This window comes from Carnobacterium sp. (genome assembly GCF_040274425.1).
In genome coordinates, this window is record NZ_JBEMBC010000008.1 from 1 (window position 1) to 13,118 (window position 13,118).

Consider the following 13,118-nt stretch of genomic DNA (forward strand, 5'->3'; position numbering starts at 1 on the left):
CATGGCTCTGTACAAGCAAACCCGTTCATTCCAGAAGAAAGTTTAGTTTGATGCACCAACACTATTTGTCATACAACCCATAAAAAAAGAAACAAGATTTCTCTTGTTTCTTTTTTTTATTACTTTTTAAAATTATTTTTACTTTGATATTATTTTGAACTAATCGCTTTTGCTTCTAGGCTTTCCTTCAGTTTCTCAACATAATGGAAAACGGCATTCCCTGCTAAACTGCCATCACCAACAGCTGTTGCAACTTGACGTAAAGGAGTTAAACGAACATCTCCAATAGCAAAAATTCCAGGTTGTGAAGTTTCCATTGTTTCATTAGTTGGAATCCAACCTTCTTCATCCGTAATACCTAAGTCTCTAAATTTATCTGTATTTGGCAAGATACCTACATAAATAAATGCGCCATCTGCAGGAAATTCTTTGACTTCACTTGTATGAACGTTTCTAACTTTGACACCTGTTACTTTGTTGTCATCACCATAAATATTTTCTACTGTAGAATCCCAAATGAAATCAACTTTTTCATTCTTAAAGGCTCTATCTTGAAGAATTTTTTGAGCTCTTAGCTCATCACGACGGTGAATAATCGTAACTTTTTTAGCAAATTGAGTTAAATAAGTTCCTTCTTCAACAGCCGAGTCTCCTCCGCCAACAACTACTAATTCTTTATTACGGAAAAAGGCCCCATCACAAACGGCACAGTAAGAAACACCACGACCATTGTATTCATTTTCGCCACCAACATTTAATTTACGGTGTTCTGCACCTGTTGCAATAATGATCGAGCGCGTTTTAAAGATTTTTTTCCCAGCAATAATTGTTTTGTATTCTGTTCCTTGTTGAATTTCTTTGACATCAGCATATGCATACTCTGCTCCAAATTGTTTAGAACCTTCAAACATTTTTTCAGACAACTCTGGTCCTACGATACTATTAAATCCAGGATAATTTTCAATTTCTGCTGTATTGATCATTTGTCCACCGGGTACTCCGCGTTCCAACATCAGCGTAGATAAATTTGATCTTGAAGCATATAAAGCAGCTGTCATCCCTGCTGGGCCGCTTCCAATAACAACAACATCATAAATTTTTTCATCTGTTTCCATTATAAAACCCCTCATTTTCCTTAATCGTTTTATCTTACTTTACACCTTTTTGGAAAGAATCGCTATTTATTTGCTTACAAATTAGAAGTGAATGAGCATTTGCTATTAAAACTCATTTAATTCCATTTTTAGTGTTTCTTGCAACTCAGATGCTTCGTCAACAAAGTCACCGTCTGGGTCTAAAGTCAGATATTGTTCCACTAATATTAATGACTGTTCTAAATCTTCTAAAAAAGCATAATTATTGGCTTGGAAATAGTAGGCTTCTGCGAAAATATCGCCACTGTTTTTAATTAGTTCATCTAAAATTTTGATTGATTCATCGTATTCACCAGTATGTTGATAACAAATAGCTAATTGGCACGAGGCAAAAATACTTTCCTCTTCATTTTTTGATAAAGTTACTGCTCGTGAGAAGTATTTTTTTGCACGATCCATTTCATTTTTTTGAAATGCAGCAATTCCACGCTTAAAATAAAATTCACTTGTTGGAATAACTTCTATAATCGTCGCCTTTTGATTTTCAATTTCAGACATATGCAATCCTCCTCTAAAGTAACATTTACTAATCAGTATAGCATATAGGTGGTATTTTTAATAGGTCTTGTTCAAGGCAGAAAAACACAAAGAGGCAAACGATTTTTCGCTCACCTCTTTGTGTTTTATTTAGTATCTGTTATTCAGCTTCTAATTTTTTACCTAATTCAATAATGTATTCATTTAAAGAATCTTTTATCTCTGGGTGTTTCAAACCATATTGAATACTTGTTTTTAAGAAGCCAAATTTATCTCCAACATCATAACGAGTTCCTTTAAACTCATGTGCAAAAACGCGTTGCGTTTTATTTAGAGTATCGATTGCATCCGTTAATTGAATCTCATTTCCAGCACCTGGTTCTTGTGTTTCTAAAATATCAAAGATTTCAGGAGTTAATAAATAACGTCCGATGATCGCTAAATCACTTGGTGCATCTTCTGGATTTGGTTTTTCAACAAAACGACGAACATTATAGGTTGTTTCGTCTACTTGTCCTTCAACATCAATGATTCCGTATTTAGATGTTTCTTCATGAGGTACTTTCATGACAGCAATGTTTGATGCGTGGGTTTTGTCGTACCCGTTAATCAGTTGTTTGGTTAGCGGAACTTCATCTTCCATTAAGTCATCTCCAAGCATAACAACAAATGGTTCATTCCCAACAAATGCTTTAGCTTGTAAGACTGCATCGCCTAAACCTTTTGGATACGATTGACGAACAAAAAATAAATTTAAGCCGGTTGTTTCTTCGACTAATTCTAAAAGTTCCATTTTCCCTTTAGATTTTAGATTAGCTTCCAGTTCTGGATTTGAGTCAAAGTGATCTTCAATAGGTCGTTTGCTTTTCCCAGTTACAATTAAAATATCCTCAATCCCTGAATTGATTGCTTCTTCTACAATAAACTGAATCGTTGGTTTGTCTACAATTGGCAACATCTCTTTAGCCATAGCTTTTGTCGCTGGTAAAAATCGTGTTCCTAATCCTGCTGCGGGGATAATTGCTTTACGTACTTTTTGCATGTCTTTTATTCCTCCAATTGATTTAGATAATGGGTATTTCTTTCCTTATGCTTCAGATTTTCCTTCTCTTTGCATCAATGAGACAATAATATCTTCCACTTTAGCTCCATTATACAATACTTCGTAAATTGCTGCAGTAATTGGCATCTCAATCCCTTTTTCCTGAGCTAATTCATATGCTGCTTTAGTGGTTGCAATCCCTTCTACAACCATTCCCATACTTTCAAGAACTTCTTTCAAGCTATTGCCTTTGCCTAACATGTGACCAGCTCGCCAGTTTCTAGAATGGATACTTGTACAAGTGACAATTAAGTCACCTACACCACTTAATCCAAGAAAAGTAATTGGATCTGCACCAAAGGCTACACCTAAACGACTTATCTCAGCTAACCCTCTAGTCATTAAAGCAGCCTTTGCATTATCACCATATCCTAACCCTTGAAGTGCTCCGGCTCCTACTGCAATAATATTTTTCAAAGCTGCTCCTAATTCAACGCCGATAATATCATCGTTGGTATAAATTCTAAAATAATCGTTCATAAATAATTCTTGCACGATTTTAGCCGCATCTTCATTTTTTGAAGCTGCAGTTATGGTCGTTAAATCTTTAAGCGCAACTTCTTCAGCGTGACTAGGACCAGATAAAGCTACTACCGCTTGGCGTTTGCTTTCGGGAATTTCTTCTTCTAAAATTTCTGAAATACGTTTGTGGCTCTCTTGCTCTAACCCTTTGCTTGCATGAACAATGACCGTTGGCTTAGTTAAAAATGGTGCAACTTTCTTAGCGACTTCACGAATAGCTTTTGTTGGAACCACAAAAACGATCACTTCAGCATCTTTAATCGCTTCTTCAATATGATGAGTCGCTTTAATGCTGTCCGCTAAAACAACTGCAGGCAAATAAAATTTATTGGTGTGTTTAAGATTAATTTCATCTGCTTGTTTTGCTTTATGACTCCATATACGAACATCATTTCCATTTTCTTCTAATACCATTGCTAAAGCAGTTCCCCAAGAACCAGCTCCTAAAACGGCTACTTTCTTTGACATTTTACTCAGGCTCCTTTATTTCGACTGTTTCTTTTCTGGTTTATTCATTCCATCTAAATAATACGGAACAGGCGGATAATCTCTTCTTCTGTAAATCCATAGGCTAAGTGCTCCTATAAATAAAACAAGCGATAAAGCTTGCGATACGCGAATAAAATCAAAAATCCATAAGCTGTCTGTTCTAAGACCTTCAATAAAGAAACGTCCAAGAGAATACCATAGTACATAACTCAATGCCACTTCACCTTGCCTAAATAAATGTTTCTTATTTCGCAAGATAACAATTAGTACAAAACCAACTAAACTCCATAAAGATTCATATAAAAAAGTAGGGTGGTAGTACAGGCCGTTAATTTCCATTTGATTAATAATAAATTCAGGCAAGAATAGGTTTTCTAAAAACGATCTCGTTACTTCTCCACCATGGGCTTCTTGATTCATAAAATTGCCCCAACGTCCAATTGCTTGCGCTAGCAATACGCTTGGTGCTAAAATATCCAACATTAACCAAAGTGGAATCCCATGTTTCTTTGTGTACCAGTAGACAGTTAATCCTCCCGCAATCAATCCACCATAAATCGCTATACCGCCATTCCAAATTGCTATGATTTCACCAGGATTTTGAAGATAATAGTCTAATTCAAATACTACATAATACAAACGTGCCCCAATGAAAGCTATTGGGAGCGCCCAAAGAGCCATATCCACGATATGTTCTCCATCAATCCCTCTTTTTTCAGCTTCTCGTGTACTTAAAAAAATTGCTACAAATATAGCTGCAGCGATAATGATTCCGTACCAATATACATCAAGAGGTCCTAATGAAAAGGCAATCGGATTAATTGCTCCTAACAGATTGCTCATACTTTAATCTCCAATCTTACTGTTCAGTTGAATTTTTTTTGATTAATTTTTCTAGATTGCGTTCGAATGTTTCAGTAGCGTTGTATCCCATGATTTTTGCTCTGGTATTCATCGCTGCACTTTCAATAATGATCGCCAAATTACGTCCCGTTCTAACCGGTATCGAAATTTTTGGTACGTCAACATTTAAAATACGTTGTTTTTCATCTCCACTACCTAATCGATCATACGTTTTTTCTTTATCCCAAAGTTCTAAATTAACCACTAAATTAACCACTTTACTTAAACGGATTGATCCAACCCCAAATAGATTTACGACATCTATAATACCTATTCCACGAATCTCCATTAAATGACTTAAAATTTCAGGTGGTTCACCTACAACTTTTTTATCATCGATTACATACAGTTCAACACGGTCATCGGCAACTAGTCTGTGGCCTCTTTTGATTAATTCTAATGCCGTTTCACTTTTACCCACTCCACTGTCTCCAGTGATCATAACGCCCATCCCATAAATATCTACTAGCACACCATGCATAGCAATACGTTCAGCTAATTCAGCTTCTAAGAAATTCGTTACATTGCTAGATAAACGTGTAGTTGATTGTGGAGATAAGAGTAAAGGAATACTTTTTTCAGTTGTTGCTTGTACCAACTCTTTTGGAGGAGTTAGGCCTCTTGAAATAAGAAACGCAGGTGTATCTGGCTGACACATTCTTCGCATCACAATTAACCGTTCATCACTAGTCATTTGCTCAGAAAAAGAAATTTCCGTTCTGCCAAATAATTGTATCCGTTCTTGAGGATAATAATTAAAATAACCAGTAAGTTCAAGACCTGGCCGTGAAATATCATCTGTTAAAATTTTACGATCAAGAAATTCCTCTCCGTTATGTACTTCTAACTTCAGAGAGTTTACTAATTGTTTTACAGTTACACTTTTAGTCATAATTTTTTTCTCCTCTGTTTAAAGATCTTTTTTTAATTTCATTTTAACAGTTTAAAACTACTACATGATTTTCATTTTACCATTTTAATCCTTCTGTTTAAAGGAAATCGAAAGAAAACCTATTCAAATAGTAAAAAGCTTCAACTTTACTCATTTTATAAGTTTAAATTTCTTTTAACAACAAAAAAAAATAGGCATAAGAAATGAAACAACCGTTCCAACTTCTATGCCTATCTGATTATTCTTTCTAAAATGCATTCAAAAAAAGACCCGGTATCTAATTTAGAAAACTCGGGTCACAATACACTTTTCTTACATTACCAAATCACTTAGGCTGTCTTAGTTGACTATTTAATAACATATTAACTAGCGACATCAAGATGGCCACAAGCATCGTTGCTCCAAATGATGAAAATTCAAATCCGCTCCCTACAATCGCAGCGGTCATACTTAACATGGCTGCATTAATAACGATAGTGAATAGTCCAAGAGTTAAAAGAGTAATGGGTAAGGATAAGATAAACAAAATCGGCTTTACAGCCATATTCAAAATGGCTAAGACAAGGCTGGCTCCTAACGCTACCCATATGCTTTCCACATAGAACATATTTTGCAAAAAACCAGCTAAGGCTAAGAAAATCAATGCATTAACAATAATTTTTTGCCAGAATCTCACTAAAAGTCACTCCAGTCTTCCTCTTTAACTTTCTCAGCTTCTTTACGTGGTTCTTTTTTTTCTGGTCGATTATTTCCTGGTTTGAATCCATACGTTCCTGTATTTGCAGAATTATTAGTTCTAGGTGCTTCTGGAATCACGATAGCTAGCACGATATACAGAATAAACGGCGAACCGACTCCGATTAAAGTAGCTGCTCCATAAATAATACGGAGTATCGTTGGATCAAATCCGAAATATTCTGCGATTCCAGCTAAGACACCGCTCACCATTTTATTGTCTCTTGATTTAGTCAATTTTTTCATTTTCATTCACCTCTCTGAGTTTTCACACTGTTTTAAACTAGTTCATCTGCTTCTTTTAATAAAATATTACCTGTTGTTGTTTCTAATTTCAACACTAATAGTTGCGTATCAGATATTCTTCTAAACTCTAGAAGTTGACTTGTACGGTCTTTTCTTTCTTTAAGTGTTTCAAGATTTGCTACTCTATTTTGGATCGTTCCTAAATTACTTTTTGCTTCGCCTTCTATACTATACTGTTTTGGAAAAGAAACTTTTACACTTCCATTAACAGAAGAAGCTGCCATACGTGTTAAATCTTCACCTTCTAATGTAACTTTTACAGTACCATTGACCGTTGAAAGATTTCCACTCTTAATTTTACCATGTGTAACAATTCCACCATTAACACTTTTCACCATCAGATCTCTTACTGTGCTATCTAGTACTGTAACGGTACCATTAACGCCATCAGTTTCCAACATGGTAGCCGTTAGATTTTGAAAAAACACATTCCCATTTGTGCATTTAACATAGAAATCTTTTCCTTCGAAATCTTCAAACTTTACATTTCCATTCAAAAGGTTGATTGCGGTATGATCGTATACTCTTTCAGGAAGGTAAAATACTAAGTCACAACGTATCCGTTTGTTTGGAACATGGAACACCATTTTTTCATCCGTTACTTCCACAGTGCTACGTTTTTCAAATGCTTCTAACGGTGTTGCAGTGTCCAATTTACCATAAATTTTAACATCAGCTTCAACTTTGATATCTTGGCTATCCCAGTTTTTAAATAGTACATTTCCGTTTGCAACTTTTACATCTAAAATAGATGCTGTACTTTCAGGATAATTAAACTCATGTGTGAATTTAGTTGATGCTAAACCTGGTACACGAACATTAACATCTTTCCAATCCATATTTTCCATCACTGTAGAGAACGTTTCTTTCATGAACTTACCAAATTGATTTCCAGTATCCACTACTTTTCCTGTTACTTGATTCAATGTTTCATTGGCAGTTTCTTTCCAATCTTCTGGTATCTCAAACTTTTCTGAAATTTGTTTCTTTTGAGTACCCCATTGTTTTCTTTTTACAGTTTTTAATTGATTTTCTAATTCAGTTTTTTCTTCTTCTAAGTCTTTTAGCTGAACGTCTAACTCATTGATTTCATTTTTCATTTGATTCATTTCAGGTGCTTTTTCAGGATGCAATTCATCTAAATCTTCTTTGGTTTCAAGTACCATTAATTTTTCTTTTACCATTTTAAGTTTAGCTTTAAGTGTAGCAAGTTCTAGATTCTTTTCGTCTAATTTAACAGAATAAGAGGATGCTTCATTAGACAAACTTTCTAATATTTTTTCAAGTTGATCCCGATCTCTTTGTTCTTCAGTAGAGAATGCTTCATCTTGAGTAGTTTCTTCTGATTTTAAGAACTCTGAATCAGTTTCCGTCTCTTCATTGAACAATGGTGTTTCAGGTTTAGGTGGTGTAGCAGTTTGTTCTTCCACCTCTTGCGTATGAGCTTGTTCTTTTTTAATAGCTTCTTTGCCTTCTTTTTTTGCTGCATTTTCTAGTAAAACTAAGGCTTCTTCAGTAGAGATGATCCCTTGTTTAACTAGTTCGAGTATTCTTTCTCTTTGTTTCATGGTCATTTCCTCCTCAAAATTTTCAATTCCTCTAATAGTGTTTGCCTGATAATGTTAAAAGTTAGTTGTATACTGTCTTTGTTGTTATCATTATTATGCGTCATCTAAGGAAATTTGTCATAGGACTTAAGTACGATTTTATTATCGTTACATAGTCTGAATAGGAGGTCAGTTTTCACGTTAAGTTTAACATGAAACAACTAGATTTAAAAAAGAAATACTTTAAAAAGGACGAATTCAGCTGATTGATCACAGCTGGATTCGTCCTTATCTGTTCTATTAATTTTGCTTTTACTTCTTAATAGTAGATGAGTTTAATTACTTACTTGAAATTTCTGAAGGACTAAGGATTTCTTCAGATGCTTCCACAGCTCTCTACAAGCAATCACTTTCATTTCGGAAATAATTTCTTTTAAATTCCAAATCCTTTAATTAAGCAGCCATTAATTTCCCATCAATTTTGCGCGTTTTTTATCTCTTTTCAAGATTTCATTCAGGTATTGTCCAGTGAAACTTTTCTTGACCTTAGCGACTTCTTCTGGGGTTCCAGTAGCAATAATCGTACCTCCGCCAGCTCCACCTTCTGGTCCTAAGTCAATCACATAGTCCGCTGTTTTAATCACATCCAAATTGTGTTCAATAACTAATACTGTGTTGCCAGCTTCAACTAATCGATTTAGCACAACCAATAGTCGCGCAATATCATCCGTATGCAATCCTGTCGTAGGCTCATCTAAGATATAGAAGTTATCTCCGTTTGAACTTTTACGTAATTCACTAGCCAACTTCATCCGTTGCGCTTCCCCACCTGATAATGTGGTAGCCGGTTGTCCTAGTGTTACATATCCTAATCCAACATCGATGATCGTTTGTAATTTTTTGCGAATTTTAGGAACATTCTCAAAAAAGACGACCGCTTCTTCTATTGTCATGTTTAGTACTTCAGAGATATTTTTCCCTTTGTATCTGACCTCTAAGGTTTCAGAATTGTAACGGGTCCCGTGACAGATTTCACATGGTACGTACACATCAGGAAGAAAATGCATTTCAATTTTTAAAATCCCATCTCCTCTACACGCTTCGCAACGTCCACCTTTCACATTAAAACTAAAACGCCCTTTTTTGTACCCTCTTATTTTAGCTTCATTTGTTTGGGCAAATAAGTCACGGATATCATCAAATACACTTGTATACGTTGCTGGATTGCTTCGTGGTGTCCGCCCTATTGGACTTTGATCAATATCAATAACTTTTTCTAATCCTTTATGGCCTTCTAATGATTTGTATTTTCCAGGTTTTTGTTTTGAACGATTTAAATCACGAGATAATGTCTTTTTCAAAATAGAATTAACTAAAGAACTTTTACCAGATCCTGAAACACCCGTAACAGCTACAAATCGGCCTAGCGGAAAATCAACATTTACATTTTTTAAGTTGTTTTCAGCTGCCCCTTTAACGCGAATGGTACCTTTATCTTCTGCTCTGCGCTCTTTAGGAACAGGTATAAATTTTTTCCCCGATAAGTAGGCTCCAGTTAAGGAATCCTTACTATTAGCTACTTCTTCAGGTGTTCCAATGGCCATGATTTCTCCACCTTTTTCACCCGCACCAGGTCCTATATCAATCAAATAATCGGCAGCTCTCATAGTATCTTCATCATGTTCGACCACAATTAGTGTATTTCCTAAATCACGCATTTTTTGCAATGATTCAATAAGCCGATTGTTATCTCTTTGATGCAGCCCTATTGAAGGCTCGTCTAGTATATATAAAACACCCGACAAATTAGATCCAATCTGAGTTGCCAAACGAATACGCTGTGCTTCTCCCCCAGATAAAGTACCGGCAGTTCGACTTAGGGTTAAATAATTCAACCCGACATTTTTCAAGAAACTCAATCGATCGTTTACTTCTTTCAAGATAGGCTTTGCAATCATGTCATCATGCTCAGATAGAGACAATTCATCGAAAAATTGCATTGATTTTTCAATCGGGTATTCACATACTTCCCCAATATCTTTTCCAGCTACTTTTACTGATAATGCTTCTGGATTTAATCGTTTTCCACCGCAAGTTTGGCAAGCCAATTCCGTCATGTACAACCTCATTTGGTCTCTTGTAAAATCACTGCTTGTTTCACGGTACCGTCTTTCAATATTGGTCAATACACCCTCAAATGGAATGTCGACATCACGTACACCACCAAAATCATTTTTATAATGAAAATGGAATAATTCTCCTTTTGAACCTTCCAAAATAAATTCTTGCTCTTCTTCGGGCAATTCTTCAAATGGGATGTTCATATCAATTTTAAAATGTTTACAAGCTTGTTCCAACATTTGTGGATAGTAATTTGAACTAATTGGATTCCATGGCAAAATAGCCCCATCTTTTAACGATAAGCTTTTATCTGGCACAACTAAGTCAACATCTACCTCTAATTTAATACCTAATCCATCACAATCGGGACAAGAACCGAATGGCGCATTGAATGAAAATAATCGAGGTTCTAATTCACCAACAGTAAACCCACAGTAAGGACATGCGTAATGCTCGCTAAACAATACTTCTTCTTGACCCATAACATCTGCAATCGCATAGCCTTCTGCTAAGCGTAAGGCTGCTTCGAATGAATCAAATAAACGCGAACGGATGCCTTCTTTGACTACAACTCGGTCAATAACAATTTCAATATCGTGCTTTTTATTTTTTTCCAACTCAATATCATCAGTAATATCGTACATTTCTTTGTTTACTCGTACACGAACGTAGCCTTCAGTTTTAATTTTATCAAAAACTTTCTTGTGCTGACCTCTTTTTCCAACAATAATAGGAGCTAGTAATTGAATTCTCGTTCCCTCAGGATATTCTAGTACACGGTCCACCATTTGCTCAACAGACTGACTAGAAATCTCCGTACCATCATTTGGACAAATAGGGTGACCAATACGAGCATACAACAATCTTAAGTAGTCATTGATTTCCGTTACCGTTCCTACTGTAGAACGTGGATTTTTACTGGTTGTTTTTTGATCGATCGAGATAGCTGGACTTAATCCATCTATACTATCCACATCTGGTTTATCCATTTGGCCAAGAAATTGACGAGCATAAGCTGAAAGACTTTCAACATAACGTCTTTGTCCTTCAGCATACAAAGTATCGAAAGCTAAAGAACTTTTACCAGACCCTGATAATCCGGTAACAACTACTAGTTTGTCTCTTGGTATCGTTACATCAATGTTTTTTAGATTATGTGAACGCGCGCCCTTGACGGTAATTTTATCATGTGCCATTTGCTTACTTCCTTTTTAGTTATTTTTTTACGCTTCAAATTTAGTTTATAAGAATAGTTTAACGAAAACACAAAAAATAGGATAGCTACATGCATCCTATCTTTATCTTACTAGTTTATCATATTTTATTATTTTTGGCGAACGTTTGTTCATCCTTGATTACTTGTTAGTCGCTTAATGAATCATTCACGATTCGTTGTGTTATTTTTTGTAATTGATCTTGATTTGTAAAATTCCCACTTAACAAATCAGGAAGTACTTCTTTCAAAAAATAATGTGCACTTGTCAAATGTCTGAATTCTAAAATTGTTTTTAAAGATTCTTCATATATTTCAGTAAAAACGCGTTCCGGATTCCCTTTTTGAATTTCTCCAAAAGATTCATAAAGTAAATCAACTTTGTCTGAAACAGATAAAATTTGACCTTCTAAAGTTTCGTCTTTTCCTTCTTTTAATCGTTCAAAGTACGCAGCTTGGAATTCTTTTGGAATTTCTTTTTTTATGAAGTTTTCCGTCATTGAATCTTCAACATCTGCTAACATTCCTCTTAATTCAGGTGTCGCATATTTAACAGGCGTTTTAATATCTCCTATGAAAAGTTCTGTATAGTCATGGTTGAGCGCTTTTTCATATAGTGCTCTCCAGTTGATTTCATTGCCTGCTTGTTCTTCTACAGTTCCTAGAAACTGTGCAATTTGAGTAACTTTAAACGAATGCGCTGCAACAGAATGGTCTTCGTATTTAAACTTCCCTGGACAACGAAAGATGTTTTCTAAATCACTCAAGCTTTTAATATACTGATGCATCCCCATTTTACCTCATCCTCCATTTTGCTAAATTTTTATTATCCTAACATAGAATGCTTAAGAAAGCAAAAAACCTTGACAACTATACCTTTTATCCAAAATGGTTTAAAAACACGACTGGAATACTTTATCCAGTCGTTTTTGCTGATTAATTTATAGGACTATTTTTATTATGAGTGTTTAATTCAACAACTTTACCAGAATTTAAATATACGATCCATTCAGAAATGTTTGTTACATAATCCCCAATTCGTTCTAGGTATCCAGCTACAAGCATGTAATCCGATCCACCTAATACAATTTCCGAATCAACTTTCATATGTTCTATACAGTCGTGGTGGATTTTTTTCGCATCCTTATCTACTGCTCGATCACTCAAAGCTATTTGTTTAGCTTTTTCTGTATCAAAATTAACGTATGCATCTAGAACACCTTGAACCATAACTTTTACTTTTTCAGACATTTCAGCAATCTCTGCTTCAACTTCATAAATGCGTTTATTCCCTTTTACTCGAATAGTTGATTTTGCAATACTAACTGCGTGATCACCCATTCTTTCAAGGTCAGCACAAGCTTTCATAACCGTTACAATTTTTCTTAAATCCGTTGTGACCGGTTGTTGTAACGCAATCATTTCGAAACATTGTTTCTCTAACTCAACTTCGTGTCTATTAATTTCCAAGTCCCCGTCAATCACTTCTTGAGCGAGCTCTTTATCATGATTTACAAAGGCTTTTACTGATTTATAGATTGCTTCGTTAACCATTTTTCCCATTTCAAAAAAATGAACGTGTAAATCATTTAGTTCCTCTTCAAATACTCGTCTCACTTTCCATCACTCCTATACCATTTTCTTAATTATGCAACGA

Annotated in this window: 12 protein-coding genes; all 12 read right to left on the reverse strand. The window is 35.2% G+C overall.

The genetic code is table 11. The annotated features are described in order from the left end of the window. Positions 1-149 precede the first annotated feature (149 nt). Positions 150-1,115: a thioredoxin-disulfide reductase gene (trxB, locus tag ABS911_RS02765; RefSeq protein WP_350466188.1), complete on the reverse strand. Its 966-nt coding sequence runs from the start codon at positions 1,113-1,115 to the stop codon at positions 150-152. A gap of 105 nt (positions 1,116-1,220) precedes the next feature. Beyond that, on the reverse strand, positions 1,221-1,652 hold the full coding sequence (locus ABS911_RS02770) for a tetratricopeptide repeat protein (RefSeq protein WP_013710053.1): 432 nt from the start codon (positions 1,650-1,652) through the stop codon (positions 1,221-1,223). 139 nt (positions 1,653-1,791) lie between these two features. After that, positions 1,792-2,673: a UTP--glucose-1-phosphate uridylyltransferase GalU gene (galU, locus tag ABS911_RS02775; protein WP_350451132.1), complete on the reverse strand. Its 882-nt coding sequence runs from the start codon at positions 2,671-2,673 to the stop codon at positions 1,792-1,794. Positions 2,674-2,718: 45 nt separating this feature from the next. Beyond that, positions 2,719-3,723, reverse strand: coding sequence for an NAD(P)H-dependent glycerol-3-phosphate dehydrogenase (locus ABS911_RS02780; RefSeq protein WP_350466189.1), 1,005 nt, complete (start codon positions 3,721-3,723; stop codon positions 2,719-2,721). A gap of 15 nt (positions 3,724-3,738) precedes the next feature. Next, complete coding sequence (gene lgt, locus ABS911_RS02785; RefSeq protein WP_350466190.1) at positions 3,739-4,587, reverse strand: prolipoprotein diacylglyceryl transferase; 849 nt, start codon at positions 4,585-4,587, stop codon at positions 3,739-3,741. Positions 4,588-4,603: 16 nt separating this feature from the next. Then, complete coding sequence (gene hprK / locus ABS911_RS02790; RefSeq protein WP_350466191.1) at positions 4,604-5,539, reverse strand: HPr(Ser) kinase/phosphatase; 936 nt, start codon at positions 5,537-5,539, stop codon at positions 4,604-4,606. Between the two features lie 325 nt (positions 5,540-5,864). Further along, positions 5,865-6,215 carry a phage holin family protein gene (locus ABS911_RS02795; RefSeq protein ID WP_035021419.1) on the reverse strand — a complete coding sequence of 117 codons (351 nt, stop codon included), beginning with the start codon at positions 6,213-6,215 and terminating at the stop codon, positions 5,865-5,867. Continuing rightward, on the reverse strand, positions 6,215-6,520 hold the full coding sequence (locus ABS911_RS02800) for a PspC domain-containing protein (protein WP_502880491.1): 306 nt from the start codon (positions 6,518-6,520) through the stop codon (positions 6,215-6,217). The genes ABS911_RS02795 and ABS911_RS02800 overlap by 1 nt, the downstream gene beginning before the upstream one ends. A gap of 32 nt (positions 6,521-6,552) precedes the next feature. Beyond that, positions 6,553-8,148 (reverse strand): daptomycin-sensing surface protein LiaX, encoded by a 1,596-nt coding sequence (gene liaX / locus ABS911_RS02805; protein WP_350466193.1) that lies wholly within the window; start codon positions 8,146-8,148, stop codon positions 6,553-6,555. Between the two features lie 443 nt (positions 8,149-8,591). Beyond that, positions 8,592-11,444: an excinuclease ABC subunit UvrA gene (gene uvrA / locus ABS911_RS02810; protein WP_350466194.1), complete on the reverse strand. Its 2,853-nt coding sequence runs from the start codon at positions 11,442-11,444 to the stop codon at positions 8,592-8,594. Positions 11,445-11,610: 166 nt separating this feature from the next. Beyond that, positions 11,611-12,255 carry an HD domain-containing protein gene (locus ABS911_RS02815; RefSeq protein WP_350466195.1) on the reverse strand — a complete coding sequence of 215 codons (645 nt, stop codon included), beginning with the start codon at positions 12,253-12,255 and terminating at the stop codon, positions 11,611-11,613. Between the two features lie 142 nt (positions 12,256-12,397). Beyond that, positions 12,398-13,078 carry a phosphate signaling complex protein PhoU gene (phoU, locus tag ABS911_RS02820; RefSeq protein ID WP_350466196.1) on the reverse strand — a complete coding sequence of 227 codons (681 nt, stop codon included), beginning with the start codon at positions 13,076-13,078 and terminating at the stop codon, positions 12,398-12,400. Positions 13,079-13,118: the final 40 nt, after the last annotated feature.